General features: G+C 60.7%; 16 protein-coding genes and 1 other RNA gene. 5 read left to right on the forward strand and 12 right to left on the reverse strand.

The genetic code is table 11. The features are described 5' to 3' along the window. The first annotated feature begins 3 nt into the window (after positions 1 to 3). From AAAX77_RS06455 to AAAX77_RS06470, 4 genes are all read left to right on the forward strand, one after another. Positions 4 to 2,562 carry a homocysteine S-methyltransferase family protein gene (locus tag AAAX77_RS06455; RefSeq protein ID WP_349105368.1) on the forward strand — a complete coding sequence of 853 codons (2,559 nt, stop codon included), beginning with the start codon at positions 4 to 6 and terminating at the stop codon, positions 2,560 to 2,562. Positions 2,563 to 2,670: 108 nt separating this feature from the next. After that, positions 2,671 to 4,035, forward strand: a complete 1,365-nt coding sequence (locus AAAX77_RS06460) for a PFL family protein (protein WP_035136908.1) — start codon at positions 2,671 to 2,673, stop codon at positions 4,033 to 4,035. A gap of 316 nt (positions 4,036 to 4,351) precedes the next feature. Beyond that, positions 4,352 to 5,239 carry a methyltransferase domain-containing protein gene (locus AAAX77_RS06465; protein ID WP_349105371.1) on the forward strand — a complete coding sequence of 296 codons (888 nt, stop codon included), beginning with the start codon at positions 4,352 to 4,354 and terminating at the stop codon, positions 5,237 to 5,239. A gap of 158 nt (positions 5,240 to 5,397) precedes the next feature. Continuing rightward, positions 5,398 to 5,697, forward strand: a complete 300-nt coding sequence (locus AAAX77_RS06470) for a YhbY family RNA-binding protein (protein WP_349105373.1) — start codon at positions 5,398 to 5,400, stop codon at positions 5,695 to 5,697. Between the two features lie 60 nt (positions 5,698 to 5,757). Here AAAX77_RS06470 and AAAX77_RS06475 read toward each other — a convergent pair whose 3' ends face one another. The 8 genes from AAAX77_RS06475 to ssrA all read right to left on the reverse strand — a co-directional run bounded on the left by AAAX77_RS06475 (position 5,758) and on the right by ssrA (position 15,063). Further along, positions 5,758 to 8,757 (reverse strand): BTAD domain-containing putative transcriptional regulator, encoded by a 3,000-nt coding sequence (locus AAAX77_RS06475; RefSeq protein ID WP_349105374.1) that lies wholly within the window; start codon positions 8,755 to 8,757, stop codon positions 5,758 to 5,760. A 448-nt stretch (positions 8,758 to 9,205) separates the two neighbouring features. Next, positions 9,206 to 9,934, reverse strand: a complete 729-nt coding sequence (gene nagB, locus AAAX77_RS06480) for a glucosamine-6-phosphate deaminase (protein ID WP_055251013.1) — start codon at positions 9,932 to 9,934, stop codon at positions 9,206 to 9,208. Positions 9,935 to 10,206: 272 nt separating this feature from the next. Then, entirely contained in the window at positions 10,207 to 10,674 is a 468-nt protein-coding gene (locus AAAX77_RS06485) for a PTS glucose transporter subunit IIA (RefSeq protein WP_349105376.1), read from the reverse strand. A 101-nt stretch (positions 10,675 to 10,775) separates the two neighbouring features. After that, entirely contained in the window at positions 10,776 to 12,113 is a 1,338-nt protein-coding gene (gene glmM, locus AAAX77_RS06490; RefSeq protein ID WP_055251011.1) for a phosphoglucosamine mutase, read from the reverse strand. Between the two features lie 123 nt (positions 12,114 to 12,236). Next, positions 12,237 to 12,632 (reverse strand): 30S ribosomal protein S9, encoded by a 396-nt coding sequence (rpsI, locus tag AAAX77_RS06495; protein ID WP_022094634.1) that lies wholly within the window; start codon positions 12,630 to 12,632, stop codon positions 12,237 to 12,239. A gap of 2 nt (positions 12,633 to 12,634) precedes the next feature. Beyond that, positions 12,635 to 13,078 carry a 50S ribosomal protein L13 gene (gene rplM, locus AAAX77_RS06500; RefSeq protein ID WP_022094635.1) on the reverse strand — a complete coding sequence of 148 codons (444 nt, stop codon included), beginning with the start codon at positions 13,076 to 13,078 and terminating at the stop codon, positions 12,635 to 12,637. Between the two features lie 157 nt (positions 13,079 to 13,235). After that, the gene (locus tag AAAX77_RS06505; RefSeq protein ID WP_349105378.1) at positions 13,236 to 14,114 is read right to left on the reverse strand and encodes a patatin family protein; all 879 of its coding nucleotides are present in this window, start codon (positions 14,112 to 14,114) and stop codon (positions 13,236 to 13,238) included. A gap of 585 nt (positions 14,115 to 14,699) precedes the next feature. Continuing rightward, positions 14,700 to 15,063, reverse strand: a transfer-messenger RNA (tmRNA) gene (ssrA, locus tag AAAX77_RS06510). A 239-nt stretch (positions 15,064 to 15,302) separates the two neighbouring features. Between ssrA and AAAX77_RS06515 the strand changes: the two genes are divergently transcribed. Then, positions 15,303 to 15,737: a hypothetical protein gene (locus AAAX77_RS06515; protein WP_118328349.1), complete on the forward strand. Its 435-nt coding sequence runs from the start codon at positions 15,303 to 15,305 to the stop codon at positions 15,735 to 15,737. A gap of 58 nt (positions 15,738 to 15,795) precedes the next feature. On the opposite strand, the gene AAAX77_RS06520 is transcribed toward AAAX77_RS06515, so the two are convergent. From AAAX77_RS06520 to AAAX77_RS06535, 4 genes are all read right to left on the reverse strand, one after another. Continuing rightward, positions 15,796 to 16,311 carry a type II toxin-antitoxin system VapC family toxin gene (locus AAAX77_RS06520; RefSeq protein WP_349105380.1) on the reverse strand — a complete coding sequence of 172 codons (516 nt, stop codon included), beginning with the start codon at positions 16,309 to 16,311 and terminating at the stop codon, positions 15,796 to 15,798. Then, positions 16,308 to 16,661, reverse strand: coding sequence for a hypothetical protein (locus tag AAAX77_RS06525; RefSeq protein WP_349105381.1), 354 nt, complete (start codon positions 16,659 to 16,661; stop codon positions 16,308 to 16,310). Before AAAX77_RS06525 ends, AAAX77_RS06520 begins: the two co-directional genes overlap by 4 nt. A 142-nt stretch (positions 16,662 to 16,803) precedes the next feature. Next, positions 16,804 to 18,819, reverse strand: coding sequence for a heavy metal translocating P-type ATPase (locus AAAX77_RS06530; protein ID WP_349105383.1), 2,016 nt, complete (start codon positions 18,817 to 18,819; stop codon positions 16,804 to 16,806). A gap of 78 nt (positions 18,820 to 18,897) precedes the next feature. Next, positions 18,898 to 19,143, reverse strand: coding sequence for a DUF6110 family protein (locus tag AAAX77_RS06535; RefSeq protein WP_055250999.1), 246 nt, complete (start codon positions 19,141 to 19,143; stop codon positions 18,898 to 18,900). Between the last annotated feature and the right edge of the window lie 88 nt (positions 19,144 to 19,231).

The raw sequence follows: 19,231 nt of genomic DNA on the forward strand, positions 1-19,231 counted from the left end.
TCGATGTCTACTCCGCTTATCACTCATGATTCTGACGGCACTGCATTGGCGGCACCCGTTGATGCCGCACGTCGCAACGGTGCCACGTACAAGACGCGCACGATCGACGATCTGCGCATTAAGGACGATCGCCTGCGTGCGGCCATCGAGGGCACGGGGCATCTGCTGTTCGACGGCGGCATGGGCACCATGCTGCAGGCGGCCGGCATGAAGGCCGGAGCCCTGCCCGAGCTGCTCAACTTTGAGGAGCCCCAGGTCATTACCGACATTCAGCGACAGTACGTCGAGGCCGGCTGCGACGTGATCACCGCCAACACCTTTGGCGCCAACGCCCACAAGCTCGACGGTACCGCCACCGTGGCAGACGTCTTTGCCGCGGCCGTCGCCTGTGCCCGCGAGGCCGGCGCCCGCTACGTCGCCGGTGACATCGGCCCCATCGGCGCGTTGCTTCGTCCCTTAGGCACCCTCAGCTTTGACGAGGCCTATGACCTCTTTGCCGAGGAAGTGCGTGCCGGCGTCGATGCGGGCGTGGACCTCTTTATTATCGAGACCATGACTGACCTTGCCGAGATCAAGGCGGCGGTCCTCGCCTGCCGCGAGAACTCCGACCTGCCCGTCTTTGCCACCATGACCTTTGAGGAAGATGGCCGCACCTTCTTGGGCACGAGCCCCGAGGTCGCCGCCATCACCCTCGACGCCATCGGCGCCGACGTTTTGGGCATCAACTGCAGCCAGGGCCCGGCCGAGCTCCGAGGACTCGCCGCTCGCATGCTCATCGTCACCGACAAGCCCGTTATGGTGCAGGCCAATGCGGGACTGCCCCGCGTGGACGATGACGGCAATACCGTCTTTGACATCCAGGCACCCGAATACGCCGAGGCCGTCGCCGGCATGATTGAGGACGGCGTGAGCGTCGTGGGCGGCTGCTGCGGCACCACGCCGGCGCACATGGCCGCCTTGCGCACGCTTATCGATAACCACACGCCCAGCCCGCACCACCGCAAGCCCAGCATGTCGGTCACGAGCGCCCAGACGGTCGTGGACCTTCCCTGTGACGGTCACAAGATCGCCGTCATCGGCGAGCGCATCAATCCCACCGGCAAAAAGCGCCTGCAGCAAGCCCTGCGCGACGGTGACCTTGACTACGTCGTGAGCCAGGGCATCAGCCAGCAGGAGCAGGGCGCCGACATCCTGGACGTCAACGTGGGCCTGCCCGAGATCGACGAGGTCAAGATCATCCAACAGGCGACCGAGCAGCTCCAGGGCTCCACGCTGCTGCCGCTGCAGATCGACTCCACCGACCCCGCAGCCGTCGAGGCAGCCGTGCGCCGCTACGCCGGCAAGCCCATCATCAACTCGGTCAATGGCAAACAGCAGATCATGGATGAGATCTTTCCACTGGTCGCCCACTACGGCACCAACGTCGTCGGCCTTACGCTCGACGAAGGCGGCATCCCCGATACCGCCGAGGCCCGCTTTGCCATCGCCGAACGCATCGTGGCCGAGGCCGCCCGCTACGGCATCGGCCCGGACCGTATCCTCATCGACTGCCTGGTCATGACCGCCTCGACCAATCAACGCCAGGCCGAGCAGATCCTGCGCGCCATGTCCCTGTGCAAGGAGCGCCTGGGCGTCAAATGCGCGCTCGGCGTGTCGAACATCAGCTTTGGCCTGCCCGCTCGCCCGCTGCTGGGTTCGGTCTTTTTGGCCGCCGCCTTTGGCGCGGGCCTCGATGCCCCCATCATGAACCCGGGCTCCAAGCGCTTTATGGACACCGTCTACAGCTATCGCGTCCTGAGCGTTGAGGACGAGGGCTCGACCGGATACATCGAGCGCTATGCCGGCTGGACCGATCCGTATAAGATCGCCGCCAACCCGGCAGCAGCTCAGGCCGCATCGACCGACACCGTGCCCGCTGCTGGCACCGCCGGCACCGTCGGCAACGACGACCCGATTCGTCGCATGGTCGTCTCGGGCCGCAAGGGAGAAATCGCTGCCGAGACCGAGCGTCTGCTGGCAGACCACGACGCCATGGACCTCATCAACAATCACTTTATCCCCGCCCTCGACGAAGTTGGCGTCCTCTTTGACCAGGGCAAGTTCTTCTTGCCGCAGCTTATGGCCTCGGCCGAAGCCGCACGCGTGGGCTTCGACACCATCAAGCGCCTGATGCCCGCCGGCGAGATCGCCGACAAGGGCAAGATCTGCGTGGCCACCGTCAAGGGCGACATCCACGATATTGGCAAGAACATCGTCAAAATGCTGCTCGACAACTACGGCTACACCGTCTTTGACCTGGGCCGCGATGTCGATCCGCAGGAGGTACTCAAGACCGTCAAGGAGCGCGATATCAAACTCGTCGGCCTCTCGGCGCTTATGACCACCACCGTCGTCGCCATGGAGGAGACCATCAAGCTGCTCCATGCCGAGGTTCCGGGCGTCAAGATTATCGTAGGCGGCGCCGTGCTCACCCCCGAATACGCCAAGCAGATCGGCGCGGACTACTACGCCAAGGATGCCGCCGAAAGCGCGCGCATTGCCGAAGAGGTCTTTGGGCAGTAACACAACGGAAACAACCGAGCACTAAAACGTGCCGCACGCGCCACTTGGCACGTGCGGCACGTTAGAATAGATAAGACTATGCTCGTTTTGGCAGATAGGAGCGCAAGGATGGCGATCACGCCTGCAGAAATCGCGGAAACCCGCGGCATGGTTGAGGAGCAGAACCTCGACATCAGGACCATCACCATGGGTGTTTCGCTCATGGGTTGCGGCGACGAGAACCTCGACCGCATGTGCACGAAGATCTACGACCACGTGACGCACACGGCTGAGCATCTGGTCGAGACCGCCGAGAACCTCGAGCGCGAGTACGGTATCCCCATCGTCAACAAGCGCGTTTCCGTCACCCCGGTGGCGCAGATCGCCGCGTGCTGCAAGGATGAGGACCTCACCCCCATCGCGCACGCCCTCGACCGCGCGGCCGAGACACTCGGCATCGATTACCTGGGCGGCTTCTCCGCACTCGTCCAGAAGGGCATCGGCGACGCCGATCGCCGCGTTATCCAGTCCATCCCCCAGGCGCTCGCCACCACGAGCCGCGTCTGCTCCAGCGTCAACGTCGCCAGCCTGCGCGCCGGTATCAACATGGATGCCGTGCTCATGGCCGCCCAGACTATCATCGATGCCGCTAAACTCACGGCCGACCAGGATTCCGTCGGCGCTTCCAAGTTTGTCTGCTTTGCCAACATGGTCGAGGACTCCCCGTTTATGGCGGGCGCCGTCCACGGCGGTGGCGAGGCCGACGCCGTCATCAACGTAGGCGTCTCGGGCCCCGGCGTTATGGCCGCAGCCCTGGAGACGCTGCCCGATTCCGCCTCGATGATGGAAGTCGCCGAAAAGATTAAGCAGACCGCCTTTAAGATCACCCGTGCCGGCGAGCTCATGAGCCGCGAGGCCGCCCATCGTCTGGGTGTCGAGAAGGGCATTGTCGACCTGTCGCTGGCTCCCACGCCTGCCATCGGCGACTCCGTCGCGCGCATCCTCGAGATCATCGGCGTGGGCACCTGCGGTGGCCCGGGCACGACCTGCGCGCTCGCCATGCTCAACGATGCCGTCAAGAAGGGCGGCGTCATGGCCAGCTCCAGCGTGGGCGGTCTCTCGGGCGCCTTTATTCCCGTGTCCGAGGACGCCGGCATGATCGCCGCCGTCGAGGCCGGCGCGCTTTCGCTCGAGAAGCTCGAGGCCATGACCTGCGTGTGCTCCGTTGGCCTGGACATGATCGCCATCCCCGGCGACACCCCGGTCGAGACCATCGCCGGCATCATCGCCGACGAGATGGCCATCGGCGTCATCAACAACAAGACCACGGCCGTCCGCGTGATTCCTGCCATCGGCAAGGGCGTGGGTGACTGCGTCGAGTACGGCGGCCTGTTTGGCCGTGCGCCCATCATGCCGGTGAACCCCAACGCCGGCACTGTGCTTGCCCACCGCGGTGGTCGATTCCCGGCGCCGCTGAACTCGCTGAAGAACTAGCTGAGGGGGACTGGCGAGGAGCCCCGGGGAGGGCAAATATATAAGGTCGCCTGCTCGGACAGTCCTGACTCGCACGGAGAGCACATTAAGTGCTCTCCGGCTCGTGCGGAACTCGCGATCGACCTTATATATTTGCCCTCCCCGGGGCTCCCGCACAACGGGCCCTCGGTTGGGTTCTATCCCTTTGGCAGTCGCTTCGCTTCTGCCCCACTTTGCTGGTATGGCGGTTTGGCGTTGGAACGGTTCTTTCTGATATATGCTGGTTGCGGCTCTTCTTTTGGGAGGAGTCGCTTTTTTGTTGCTAGGAGGTTGGCCCGTGGTTGATGGGGAGATTCGTTCTGATCTGCTTTCTGCGGATTGGAATGGCGAATGGATACGTCTGCAAGCTGATCGGCGGCGGGCTGATGATTCTTTTGAGTGGGATAAGCGGGCTCGGCATTTTCGGCCGCTTGAAACTGCTCCGTATGCCCGGGACTTTATGAAGCTGTTGGCGTTAAAGCCTGGTGAATCCGTGCTCGATATGGGGTGTGGGGCTGGGTCGATTGCCATTCCGCTTGCTCAGGCTGGGCATCCTGTGATTGCTGCTGACTTTTCCCCTGCTATGTTGGGCACGCTTGATGCTGGCATTGAGTACTATGGGCTCGAAAATCGCATTACGCCGCTTGAGCTTGCTTGGGATGATGATTGGGATTTGGTTGGACCGGTCGCGAAAGCGGTGGATGTTGCCTTTGCCAGTCGGTCGGTTACGACGACCAATCTAAAAGACGCGCTTGCCAAGCTTGATCGAACGGCTCGTCGGCGTTGTGCTGTCACGATGGTCGCTAACTCCAGCCCGCGCTATGATCTGCACTTGATGAACGCTATCGGCGCCTCGGTTACCTGCAGCAATGGCTTTGTGTACGCTTTCAACATCCTCATTCAGATGGGTGCGTTGCCGCAGGTTACATACTTTGAATCGCCTCGTCGCGATACCTTCGATAGCCTTGAGGCAGGCGTGGCGGATTTTTCCCGTATGCTCGAGCATGGCAACGAGGATAAGATCGACCGCCTGCGCGACTACATCGCTCAACACATGATTGAGAACCCCCATGCCGGTGAGCCGGGCTCCAAGGGCGTGCCGCAGGGGCGCTATATGCTCGATCATATCCGTAAGGTTCGCTGGGCGTTTATTGCATGGGAACCGGTCTCTGAATCCCGCTCGTAGCCCGTTCACAGCCCGAGCCGCCCATCACCTCGGCATCCGCATTCTTTGCGAACTGGGCAAACGCGCCCCACACCGCGCCGTTCCTGCGCTATCGTGGGACAGCTCACGTAGATTAAGGCCCCGTCGCGGGGCGCCCCATACATAGAAAGCGAGAACCCATGGCACTGACAGGAGCCCAGGTCAAGCAGCTTCGCAGCATGGCCCATCACCTCAACCCCGCCATCATCATCGGTAAGTCCGATGTCAACGAGGGCACCGTCGAGCAGACGGTCGCCTACCTGGAGAAGCACGAGCTCGTTAAGTGCTCCGTGCTCGATAGCTCCAGTCTTTCCGCCCGCGAGGCCGCCGAAGAGCTCGCTGAGCGCTGCCACGCCGAGGTCGTCCAGGTCATCGGCCGCAAGTTCTCGCTGTATCGCGAGTCCTCGCGCAAGGATATCGAGAAGATCAAGCTCGTCTAAATACAGGCTGGTCATACCGAGCAAGTCTGCGGGCGTCCGATTGATTCGGACGCCCGTTTTTTATCGCTCGACAAGCACGCGTTTGAGTCTGCCTTCGACCAGTCGCTCATACAGACGCCTTGTCTCGGGCTCGGGCACGCCTTGAACCTGTTCTCTCAGGTGATGCATGTGGCCGCTGTATAACTCGACAACATCGCGGCGTCGTCCCGCCGCGCCGTAAACGCGCATGGCGCAGCGAACCATGTCCTCGCGCGCCGTCTCCTGGCGAAGCCCCGATTCCACGAGCCAAATTGCCGATTGCAGGTCATTTTCCTCAAGAGCGGCATTCGCTCCCCTTATCATGCAGTCGATGTACTTGGATTGCATAATGTGGCGCAAGCGCGTAAAGAACGTGGGATTGCAACCGGTGGGAACATACAGCGGACCCGCGTAGAGCTGCTCAACCTTAAGACATAGCTCAATCAGGTGAGGCCCTCTCGCACCCATACGGTTTCCCAGGATCTCACGGCTCAGCTGGTCAAAGAGCCTTACATCGGTCTTAACGTAGTCGCCGTTGAGCCCTATGCACTCATTTTGGATGAGCACGCACGACTTGCCATCCGGCGTTGGACCCAAAGCCGAGCGCAAGCGCGATACCGTCGAATACAGATTGTTGCGCGCGGCGTTAAACTCGGCATGGGGCCACAACTCCATGGCGATTGTCTCGCGGTCGACCATAGCATCCATGCCCAACGCAAGCCGCTCGGCAAGTGTCGCCGCCTTCTTGCGGCGCCACATCTTATCCGTGATGGGAAACCCGTCGCGCTCGGCGCGAAACGCACCAAACATGCGAATCTCGATATGGTCAATGGTATCAACGGCTTCAACCTCGCCGGCCTGGAACAGGCGCTCGCCCTCCCCTTCCAAATCGTCGCGCAGCGAGTACCGCGACAGCTCGCGCACGGGAAGCTTCTTGCGAATCCTGGTCGCCGGCTCGCCCAGACAATGCATGGCAAGGCGCGCAAAGAGCCGATACGATGGCTCTAGAATCCCCGCGCGATTCATGGACATCCAGGCCGCAAGGTCGCTGTCTCGGCCCGCACAGGCCAAATGCAGCGCCACCATCCAGGCTTCTGCGCCACCAACCTGCGTCTGGCTTATATCGAGTAGCTCCGCTTCCTCGCGCACCGAAACCATCGAGGTGTTACGTAGATATGCCGCGCGCTCCAGCAGCAATGCGTTATCGCGCATGTACGCAATCGACTCCTCGGCAAGTTTGAGCACTTGGACCGCACGGAACTTTGCATTAACCGGCCGTCCCTCTGCCAGCGACTGCCAGCCTTCTAGCAACAGGCCAAACAGCTGAATCTGATTGTCGCGCATGCGCACGGCAAAACGATCGAGCTCGTTGAACGCCGCATCGTCGGTTACCGGCAAGCCGGAAAGGAGCCGCCGTGCCGCCAACACCATGCGCACCCAGATAGCCATCGCCTTAAGCCCACGCACGTCGAGTGCCTCCCGCACCAGCGCCATCTCGTCGTCGCGCTCGTCGGTTCCCGAAAACGACCCGTCAAAGAGCTCCACCAGCATGCTATCGGCCCGTATAACAATCCCCGCGATGTCGAGCTCGCAGTCGTAGGCCCTGCTCGTTTTGAGCTGTTGTAGAACGCCGCCGTCATCTCCCCGCTCGGCCAGGCATCGCTTGACCTCGATATGCGCGGACAACATGTCGAGTGCGGTGTGGGACGTCTCGATTTCTGGCACGGCCAGGTTCGTAGGAAGCCCAAGCCCGTTGTCCCCATAGCAAACAGCCGTCAGTGTCTGGGCTACCCTCCATGAAACAGGATCTATTTCACAGGCCGCCCGTTCGCCCCCGCGCTCGATGACCGATGCCATATAGCGAGCAAGCTTTGTATTGGACACGCTGACCGCTGCCAGATATACGCCGAGCGCCTCGGCAGGCGTTGGCTCTGGAGCCGGATCGTCGGCATCGATCGTGCCCAGCGCTGCTCGGCAGATATCGGCCCCGTGCCCCGTCAGAGCCAGATCGACCCCATACTGCCCAGCAAGTTCAAGGACCGCTTCACGGTCCAAAAAGGCGTCCGCCAGGCCCATCGCCGCATCGCATCGGCCCGCCTTAAGCAAAATCCGGGCCGCCCTCGGAACAAGTTCGGGGCGAACCTCGGCCACCAACTTACGCAAGCGCAAGCGTCCGTTATCCTCCGTGCCCAGACACGTAAAACTCCGCTCGGCGGGATCCAAGCCAAAGATCGGGTAGTCGCGTACAAAGTAGGACTGGTCGACCATCGACAGCCTCACCCCACAGGCCTCGAGTTCTGCGATATTGCCCTCGCCCATCAAAACCATGAGACATGCCACGCAAAACAGCGCATTATTGTCGAGTGAAGCCAGATCGGCAAGTGCCGCGCCATACACGTTGACAATCTCGTTTTCGAGCAGGCCGGCTACGTCGCCTTGGCCATACAGACCTGTCTGCAATGCCGAAACGAGTTCGGGCACGCCCTGCGTGAGCTGATAAAAGTCGAGCGATGTGCTGATCGAAAACGCCGATGCCCACGCCGAATACTCATAGGCATGCACCTTGAGCATCTGCGCATTGATCTTAACCGAATCGCCCAGCCCATGAATCAGCTGACGATTTGAAGGACGGCAGGAAATAAAGACCCCTACCCCCATGGCGCGCAGGCCGCGAATCCTGTCGATGAAGTCTTCGGTATCGTGCTGATCGAGGTTTGGCACATTATCAATCGCAATCAGGGAGTGCGGTTTGTCTTTGAGTTCTTCGGTGACCACCTCGAGCTGCATAAACACCTCGCGCCCAGTGGCGCGATCGGCCTCGATAATCCGCACGGGACCTCGCGTCGGGTCGCATTTAACCTCATGGGTGTACTGCAGCAGCACCGAGGTCTTCCCAAACCCGTCAGGCGCATAGAGAACCACGATGCCGGCCTTTCGGCCCTTGGCGAGAAGCTCATTCATCAAGCGTTCGCGTCGCACCATATAGCCACCGCCCAGCGGCATCAGCTCGAGGTCGTCCATACTGCCCAAATCGTTTACCATGCCCGCTCCTCAACTCGACCGTATGGACACTGTAACCGCAAGACCATACAAGCCGCGCTATGAATAGAGCGACCTTGTGTTCTAGGTTGTCTTTTGGTACGCAAGCGGCAAGTTTTTGTACAGCGAGGGCCGATTGTTATTAATCCCCCGACTAATCGGTCTTTAAGCAGGTAAATGAGCTTGTCAGCTTGTCCCATCTAAGCGGCAGTGTAACGCAGATGAACAAGGTTCAGCTATGTCATTCAACTCGCCTAGCACCCGCTACCGTCTACGACCTTTTAGTGGCATTTTTGCATAGAATCTGGTATGGAATGAATCAAGCTGTTGGGCATCCGGCATTCGTCAAGCTTGCGGCAAGATTTTGGTCAAGCGGGCGGAGAGGGATAACAAAAAGGCCCCCGCAAAGCGGAGGCCTTAGGCAAGGCTATGTCGAGATGCAGGATTCGCGCTACTCGCAGAGCGAAAGGGCGGCCTCGTCGGCAACGACAACGCAGTTGGTGTGCAGCTGCAGGATCGAAGCCGGGCACGCGGGCGTAACCGGACCATAGCACATGTCATGCACGGCCTGAGCCTTGGCCTCGCCGTTGGCGACGACTAGGATCATGCGGGCATACATGATGGTCTGGGTACCCATGGTGTAGGCCTGACGGGGAACATCGTCGATGCTGTCGAACAGGCGGCTGTTGGCCTGAATGGTGCTCTCGGTGAGGTCGACGCAGTGCGTGCCCTTGGAGAAGTGGTCATCGGGCTCGTTGAAACCAATGTGGCCGTTGTTGCCAATGCCGAGCAGCTGCAGATCCGGGTAACCGGCGGCGGCGACGATCTTGTCGTACTCAGAGCAGGCAGCGGCGGCGTCGGGGTTGGAACCGTCGGGCACATGCGTGTTGTTCAGGTCGATGTTGATGTGATCGAAGAAGTTCTCACGCATGAAGTAGTGATAGCTCTGGGGATCGTCGTGCGAAAGGCCGCGATACTCGTCCAGGTTGTAGGTGCTGACCTCGGCAAAGTCGACGTCGCCCTTCTCGTACCAAGCAGCGAGCTGCTTGTAGGCACCGATCGGGGTGGAGCCGGTGGCAAGACCCAGCACGCAATCGGGCTTGAGGATAACCTGCGCCGAGATGATATTGGCGGCCTTGCGGCTCATATCCTCGTAGTCTTTAGCTTTAATGATCTTCATTACGCGTCCTTTCTCGTACAAGAGAGGCAAGGCTCCCCTTACAAGCACTTGCCCGCGGCCCGCGTCGGCCGCAACCAACGTGTGCGGCCACCAGGGCGAGGTCGCGTAATGTATGTGTCTCGTGTCTAGCCGCGTCGAGGCCCCTGCCCGTCCACGGTGACCCAAAGCCTTTTAGCTTCGGACAAATCCCATCTTGCCACGGAGGGCGCCCTCTTTCAAGGGCGCCCTCCGTAAACGTGTTTGAATTGTAGGCTAATGGCCACGTGCACTTACTAGCGCTCGCGAGCAACGATGAGCTGGTCCATCTCTTCGACATGCGCACCAACGGAGCCCTTGATACTCGAGAACTCAACGGAGTTGCACACCAAGATGGGAACCGTCACATCGTAGCCCTCGGCAGCAATTGCCTCGCGATCGAACTCGATGAGCACGTCACCCTTATGGACGATGTCACCCACCTGTGCATGCACGCTAAAATGCTTGCCCTCAAGCTGAACAGTGTCCAAGCCAACGTGGATGAGCACGTCTAGGCCATCGACCGTGTTAAGCGCAACAGCGTGTCCCGTGGGAAAAATGGCCTCGACCTTGGCATCAGCCGGTGCAATCACACGCGTGCCGGTAGGCTGAATCGCCACGCCCTGGCCCAAAAGGCCGGTGGCAAATGTCTGGTCGTTTACCTCGGAAAGCGGAATGACGTCGCCCGAGATGGGAGCATCCAGCGTAAGGACTCGACCACGCATACCAAAAGACCTTAGGACTTTAGTGAACATGCTCCCCCTCGGACATACCAATCGACCAAAATAGCCTTAACAGTTTACCACTTGGCACTCGTTTTTGACCATTAGGGAAGTTCGCGCTTGACAACCTCGACGATGTCGTCGACAACGCGCTGGGTCAGCTCGTGCGTCTCGGCCTCGGCCATAACGCGGACCAGCGGCTCGGTACCGCTCGGACGCACCAGAATGCGACCGCGGCCGTCAAGTTCCTTCTCGGCAGCAGCGACGGCATCCCAGATGGGCTGGCAATCGTCCAGACCAGCCTTGTTGTCGGAATGCACGTTGACGAGTACCTGCGGGTACTTCTTCATGATGCCGGCAAGATCGGTGAGGGTACGACCGGTGCGCTTGAGCACGGCCAGCAGCTGCAGAGCCGTCACCAGACCGTCACCGGTGGTGTTGTGCTCCAGGAAGATGATGTGGCCGGACTGCTCGCCGCCGATGACGGCGCCGTCCGCGAGCATACGCTCAAGAACATAGCGGTCGCCCACGGCAGTCTGGACCATCTCAAAGCCCTGCTCCTTCATAGCGATGGAGAAGCCCAGGTTGCACATGACGGTCGAGACGATCTCGGAGTTGGCGAGCTTGCCGCGGGCAGCCAGGTCGGAGCCGCAGATGGCCAGGATGTAGTCACCATCGATCTCGTTGCCCTCGCTGTCCACGAACAGCACGCGATCGGCGTCGCCGTCGTGGGCCAGGCCGATATCGGCGTGGGTGCGCAGCACGAGCTCGCGCAGAGGCTCGAGGTGCGTAGAGCCGCACTCGACATTGATGTCGGTGCCGCAGTAATCGGTGTTGATGGCATGGACCGTGGCACCCAGGCGCTGCAGCGCGGCGGGCGTAGTCTGGCAGGAAGCACCGTGACCGCAGTCGACGGCAACGACCAGGCCATCGAGCCTCAGGCCATCAAGCGTATCGATGGCGTGGTCGACGTATGCCTTGCGGGCGTCTTTCATCTTGATGATGTGGCCCACGCCGGCACCGGTCGGCAGCGTGTCGGCAGCCATGGCTTCCTCGGACATGACCCAGGCGCTGATTTCCTCCTCGACCGCATCGGGAAGCTTCATGCCCTTGCGGCTAAAGAACTTGATGCCGTTGAACTCCGGCGGATTATGCGAAGCAGAGATGACGATACCGCCGTCGAGCTCGTTCTGGACGGTGAGCAGCGCCACGGCAGGCGTGGGGATGACGCCGCAGCAGTGCGGACGGCCGCCCTCGGCCATGATGCCGGCGGTCAGAGCGCTCTCGAGCATGGTACCCGAAAGACGCGTGTCGCGGCCGACGCAGATATCCGGGCCAAGGAACTTGGTCGCCGCGCGGCCCAGGCGAAACGCGAGGTCGCACGAGAGGTCGGCATTGGCGACGCCACGGACGCCGTCGGTACCGAAGATGTTCTGGGGCATAGGATCGCTCCTTCCCTAGCAGGCGATATGCAACCGCCCACCCTAGTCGAAAAAGAAAAGCGGGACCCGCCGAGGAATCGGCAGGCCCCGCTTGTACATTGTATCTCGTAAGGAGATAAAACCTTAGCGCTTGGAGAACTGGGGAGCGCGGCGGGCCTTCTTGAGGCCGTACTTCTTGCGCTCGACCACGCGAGCATCGCGCGTAAGGAAACCGGCCTTCTTGAGGTCAGCACGGTAGTCGCCAGCGTTCAGAAGAGCGCGAGCGATGCCCAGGCGCAGAGCGCCGGACTGACCGGAGATGCCGCCGCCATCGCACAGAGCGATAACGTCGAACTGACCGGCGGTGTCGGTCACCTTGAAGGGAGCAAGGGCGTTCTCAACGAGCTGATGACGGCCGAAATACTGCTCGGCGTCACGCTTGTTGATGGTCACCTTGCCGGTGCCGGGGACGAGACGGACGCGGGCGACGGCGTTCTTACGACGGCCGGTACCCTGGTAGACAACGGTGTTCTCAGCCATCTTTAAGCCTCCAGCTCAATCTTCGTGGGGTTCTGGGCAGCGTGCGGATGCTCGGCACCAGCGTAGACCTTAAGCTTGGTCATCTGGGCACGGCCGAGGGTGGTCTTGGGCAGCATACCGCGAACGGCGCGCTCGATAACCTTCTCCGGGTGCTTCTCCATAGCCTGGCGGAAGCTCTCAGCCTTGAGGCCGCCGTTGTAGCCGCTGTGGCGATAATAGGTCTTCGTGTCGGCCTTGTTACCGGTAAGCTGGACCTTATCGGCGTTGATGACGACAACGAAGTCGCCGCAGTCGCTGTTGGGCGTGAACTGGGGCTTGTTCTTACCGCGCAGGATCATTGCGATCTGGGTGGCAAGACGGCCCAGGACAGCACCATCGGCGTCGACGAGAACCCAGTTGCGCTGGACCTCGCCCTGCTTGGCGTAGTGAGTCGATTTCGAAATCACTTAGACTCCTCCATGTACAGTACGTGTTGTTACAGAGATTCACGGGGCTCTGCAAGTAACCCGTCCATATTACCCCGCTCGCCGCCCGAGTCAACAGGTATTTTGGCTCCGACCAGAGTTTCTGCACATGTCATCCACGAGCCGTGACGTTGCAGCGCTAGCGCTCAACAAACTCCTGGATCTCCGCGAGCAAACGCTTTGCCTCCTGGCGACCCTGAATATACAGGTCCAAAAGCTTTGCCGGATCATGCTCGACATGGCCGACCTCGACCGGCTTTTGCGGAGCGATGACCAGCGCGCGGCCCTCGCGCTCATACTTCCACAGGTGCATGCGCTGGAGGTTATAGCGGTCGTGGCGCGTCTCGATAGCCTCGAGCAGGTAGGGGTAGTCGGCATAGCGGGCGCGCGCGGCAGGCATAAACTCGTAGGGCTTTTTCTCGTACAAGCGGTCCTGCGTGACAATGACAACCGCGCGCTCGAAGCCGGCCTCCTCCAGCACATGCTCGATAGGAACCGAATCGGCTACGCCGCCGTCGACGTATTTGTGCCCGTCAATCTCGACCGGCGGCGTCACCAGCGGCAACGAGGTCGAGGCACGCACGGCGTCGAGGTCGAGCACGGCGCTTTTGACCGGCAGGTATGCGGCAGTTCCAAAGAGCATGTCCGTCGCGACGGCGTACATCTCGATGGGGCTCGCGTCGAACGCCTCGTTGTCAAAGGGATCCAGGCGGTCCTGGATATCGTTGAAGATAAAGTCGTAACCCACGATGGAGCCCGTGGATGCGAAGGATGCGGCACCCATGTAGCGGTTGTCATTGCAGAAGGTCAGGTTGATGCGATTGACGCGACCGATCTGGTGTGACTTGTAGTTGACGCCGTTGAGCGCACCGGCCGATACGCCATATACCGCCGGAATTTCGACACCGGCCTCCATGAGAACGTCGAGCACGCCGGCGGTAAACTGCCCACGAAAACTGCCACCCTCCAAGACGAGCGCGACCTTGCCGACATTCTTTGCCTTATCTTCTGCAGTCATATTGACCTCCTGCGATTGCGTTTTGGCTTTCTTCTACCCAGTTTTGGAATGGAGGGCGCGCAGGTTTTTCGAGGCGGCAGGTGAAGCGGAAAGCGCGTCCCAGTTTGAGGCGGGATTCCGGGATGCGCTTTCCGCTTGGACCGTCATTGGGAAAGCGCGACCCGTTCTGAGCGCGGATTCCGGGATGCAGTTTCCGCTTGAGGCGTCTTCCGGAAAATGAATCCCATTCCGAGCGTCGATTCCGGGATGCAGTTTCCGCTTGAAACGTCATCCGGAAACCGCATCCCAGTCTGAACCGGAATTCTGGGATGGATTTTCCGCCTGGGGCGACGTTGATGCGGGGCATGGCAGGCTGCAGTCCGATCGGCATCGCATCTGCATAGGGCTGAGGCTTTGCGCGGAGAATCCGCGTATTTGCTTCGCAAATACGCACCGGCTTCGGCCGGCTGCCGCCGCCCTCGCCCGCGGGCTACAAACGCTTCGCGTTTGCTTAACGCTCGCGCCCTGCACAGAGTTCGATTCTCCGCGGTATCTATAAGTAATAAAAAAGCAGGTAGGTGCGTTTACCTACCTGCTTGTAACTATTGGTGGAGGCGCGGAGAATCGAACTCCGGTCCACGAAAGCCCCCTGATTGGCATCTCCAAGCTCAGTCGCTGGTTTAGTCTCGGACGCTTTGCGCGCAGCGACACGCTCGCGGCGTCCTAACCGGTTCGGTCTTAGCCTGCGCCATACCGATTACGTGCGCAGGAGCATTCCCCTAAAATGACGTCGCGCCGGTGTCGGGGAAATCACCGGGTTGACGCGCCGCTATAAATTAAGCAGCGAGAGCCATAGGCTCAAAAGAAGAGTTGTTGTCAATTCAATTTGACGGTACCCCTGTTTAACGAGGCGAGGAGACCTCGGCTTGCTTCCTCTCTCAGAGCTATCGTGTCGAAACCAGTCGCCCCCGAATGTTGGGAAAGTCTGGATGGTATCGGGCCTGCAAACACCCGATAACCGTCGACTTTTCAAGGAACATACGGGGCGAGCCCCGCTTGTGGAGTGTTATCTTACCACGTTCTGAAAGCGGACAGCTGCTCTCTGCACGAGCTGTGAAGACCCTAATGTGCACCATACTTCGCACTTTTGCCACCGAACGCGTCACGTATATTTTCGCCAAGCAAAATTGACCCGTCGAAAGGACCGTTATGGATACCAAGCAGCAGCTCGTCAATGCCCTCGCAGGCCTGGGCTCAACCATTACCGAAGCTATGGATGTCATCGAGGGCTTTGTCCCCTGCGGACATCCCGCCCTCACGGTATCGAACGCACTCGTCGCGCTGGACGTTGACGATGATGCAGCTCTCGCCCAGCAGCTTGAGACCGTCGAGGGCTTTATCGACCACGTGAGTGAGAACCGCGGCGTGGCCGCCTACCACGGCATCGAGGTCGAGCTCGCGGGTCCCAAGGCCGATCTGTTCGCAGCAATCCGCGAGGTAGGCGCCCTTATGCAGACCGCAGGCGTCAAGAACACCCAGGTCAACGAGTGGGTCTACCGCAGTCTGGCAGCACTCGACAGCTCCAACGAAAAGGCAGCCGAGCAGCTCGCAGAAAGTCCCACCATCAAGGCCGAGCTTTTGTAAATAGCAGACGCGGGCCCCTTGGCGCATCGTCGTCCAAGGGGCCCGCGAACAGCTCACGTCAACCGATAGCCGTGCCGCCGCGTTTGGCCAAAGCAAGAATCGGCATCATTTGACGAGGTGTCTTTGCTGCAAGATCGGCATGTTCGAGCAGTTTTCGATCGTTGGTCACCAAGTAATCAACCTGGGCGCGTTTGCATGCGGCGAGTACCAAGTTGTCCTCGTAATCGCGATGGAGCGCTAAGTATTTGTCGGCCAGCCAAAGGTCCGACGCATCTGCACCCACGGCCGTGGCGTTTTCGGTCATGTTCCGAACAAACGCCAGCGCCGCATCGCCAATCGCGCGGGCAGAAGCCTCGCCGAGCGCTCCCCCGCTGGCAAGAACGCTGCGCTTCAGTTCGTGCTGTACAACATACAGTACGTCCTTGGCGATATGCACCGGAAAGAACAGCAATGCCCCCGCCTCCGTCGCCTGCCCAATAAACGCGCGTGCGGCAAGCGACTCGGCATGGTCGGCGCAAAACGAATCAACCCATACGTTGGCGTCCACCATGATCTTGAGAGGCACCCCACTCACTGGATCATCCCCTTTTGGCGATAACGCTCATCCATGGCTTCGGAATAGATTGCGTCCCAGTCGCGATCGTCGGATACGGGCGACGTAGCGATGCCCAGGTCCGCGTAAAGCTGATCTGCCGCTGCCCACGACGCGGCGAACGGAGTATCGGGCGCGACGGTCTGCTGCCGGCCATCAACGGCAGACAGTACCTCCTCACACTGCCCGCCACCCTGTGCGACCTTGGCCACGACCTTTTTGATAAGCTCGGGCAGTGATCTGCCCGAAAGCCGCAGCGCTTCCTCGGCGCGCTCTTTAACCGAGCGATCTACGCGAACATTCACCTGTGCCATGCCACTAACAGCACCCACGTCGATCCCGCTCCCTTCATTGCTAGCCTTGCTAGCAACACTATATAGAGAAGTTAGCAAATGTTCAAATGCAAAAGACCTGCGCCCGGACGACACCGATGCCGTCTGGGCGCAGGCCAGATAACGTGGGCGAACACGTCTGCTAACGCAGGTACGCCTTTGCGTTGCTCAGACTGTAGGCAATCGTCGAGCCGTTGTGCAGCAACGACGACGTCTGCGGGGTGATCATGCCGGTAATGCCCAATGCCAACAGCGCCGAGTTGGTGAGCATCACCTTAGAGTAGGAGCTCGTCAGACGATCAATGAGGCCCTGGCTCATGCGGCGCAGGCGCACGATCGCGGCGAGATCCGTGTCGGTCAAGATGATGTCGGCGACCTCTTTGGCGATGTCGCTTCCGCCACCCATGGCCAGGCCCACGTCGGCCAAACCGAGCGCCGGCGAATCGTTGACGCCGTCGCCCACCATGGCAACGTGGCGCCCCTCGCGCTTAATCCGCTCCACATAGGCGTACTTGTCCTCGGGCAGCAGCTCGGCCTTAAACTCGTCGACACCCGCCTCGCGCGCGATGCGCTCGGCCGTGCGCTCGGAGTCACCCGTGAGCATGACCACGTGCTTGACGCCCAGCGCATGCAGGTCGGCAATGGCCTCGCGGACCCCGGCCTTGAGCGGATCTTCGATGCCGAGCACGCCGACGACCTTTCCATCGACCGCCAGATACAGCGGCGACAGGCCCTGCATCTGGGACTCAATGCGCTCCTTAATGTCGGAATCGAGCTGCGCGCTCTCGTCTTCAAACACAAAGTGTGCCGAGCCGATAATCGCGCGACGCCCCTCGATGGACGAAGCGATGCCGTGCGCCACGATGTACTCGACGGCGGCATGGCGCTCGCGGTGCTCGAGCCCGCGCTCGCGGGCGGCGTTGACCACGGCACGCGCCACAGGATGCGGGAAATGCTCCTCCAGGCAGGCAGAAAGGCGCAGGACCTCGTCCTCGCTCCAGCCGTCGGTCGTCAGCACACAAGCCAGGCGCGGCTGCGCCTCGGTCAGCGTGCCGGTCTTATCAAACACAATGGTGTCGGCCTTGGCAAACGACTCAAAGTACTTCGCGCCCTTGACCATGACGCCCATCTTGGCGGCATCGCTCATGGCGGTCATGACGGCGACGGAACCCGTGAGCTTGAGTGCGCACGAGTAGTCGACCATCAGCGCCGCCGAGGTCTTGATAAGGCTGCGCGTGGTGAGAGCGACAAGGCCCGCGAGCAGGAAGTTCCACGGGACGATCTTGTTGGCGAGGTCTTCCATGTGCGACTGGCCCTCGGACTTGAGCGAGTCGGCCGTCTGCACGAGCGAGACGATTGAGCGCAGTTTGGTTTGCGCCGTATTGGCGCGCACGCGCACCAAGATGCTGCCGTCTTCCACGACGGTTCCGGCGAACACGTCGTCGCCCACGCTGCGTTCGACGGCCAGCGGCTCGCCGGTCAGGGTCGCCTGGTTGACCATAGCGCTCCCCTGCTCGACAACACCGTCGATGCAAATGGACATGCCAGTACGCACGGCCACCAAGTCGCCGGGCTCGAGCTCGGTGGCGGCAACGCTTACCTCGATGTCGCCGACGACCTTTTGCGCCTTATCGGGCACATCGAGCAGCGAGTTGATGAGCTCGTTTTCGCTCATGGCGCGGGTGTAGTCCTCGAGCAGCTCGCCCACGTTGAGCAGGAACATCGTCTGGCCTGCGGTGTCGACATCACGTTTGACGAACGAAATGCCGATGGCCGAAGCGTCGAGCACGGGAACGGTCAGGCGCGGCTGCGCGAGCTCACGGAGGGCGGCACGCAAAAAGGCCATGTAACCGGCCACGACAAACACCGCACGCAGGGGCGTGGGCAAGAACCAGCGACGTGCGTAATGGGCACCGACGAGTGTCGCCAGGTCCATGACGAGCTTGTGCTTACGCGGCTCGAGTTGTATCACGTAGCCCGACTTGGCATCAGCGATAGCTTGAGCATCGAGTGCGCCCAAGGCGTCGAGCACGCTCGCGCGACGCTGCTCGTCGTATTCGAGCGCCATCTGGCCGATGCGGCCGTAGACGCGCACCTTGTGCACGCCGTCGATGTCGCCGCCAAGCTTAAGAAGTGCATCGAGATCGCTCTCTGGCACAGGACCCGCCAATTGAAGACGGGTCCTGCCGGGGATCTCGCTAATAATCGAGAATCTCATAGTTTGTGCCTGGGAGCGTTACTCGGCTGCCTCGTCAGCAGCGGCCTCGCTCTGGGTGATGTAAGCAGCCTCGGCAACCATGTCGTCGACATTAGCCTTGGCCTGCTCGACCATGTCCTGGTAGCCGTTCTTGATGCGCATGCCGCACGCAATGCCCTGAACGCAGGCATTCTTGACCGGAGCGCTGGTAAGCAGCTTGATGCCGGCCGTGCCAAGCAGAAAACCGCCACCGACAAGCAGGGTATTGAACGTCGACTTCTTCATGTTGCTTCTCCCTTTTGCCGCATTGGACGCGGCATGGTGCCTCAGCACCCGAGTAAACAAGTTTGCTCGGGCACGCTTTTGAAATATC

Source organism: Collinsella sp. CLA-ER-H6, assembly GCF_040092305.1.
In the GTDB taxonomy this organism is placed as follows: Bacteria; Actinomycetota; Coriobacteriia; order Coriobacteriales; family Coriobacteriaceae; genus Collinsella.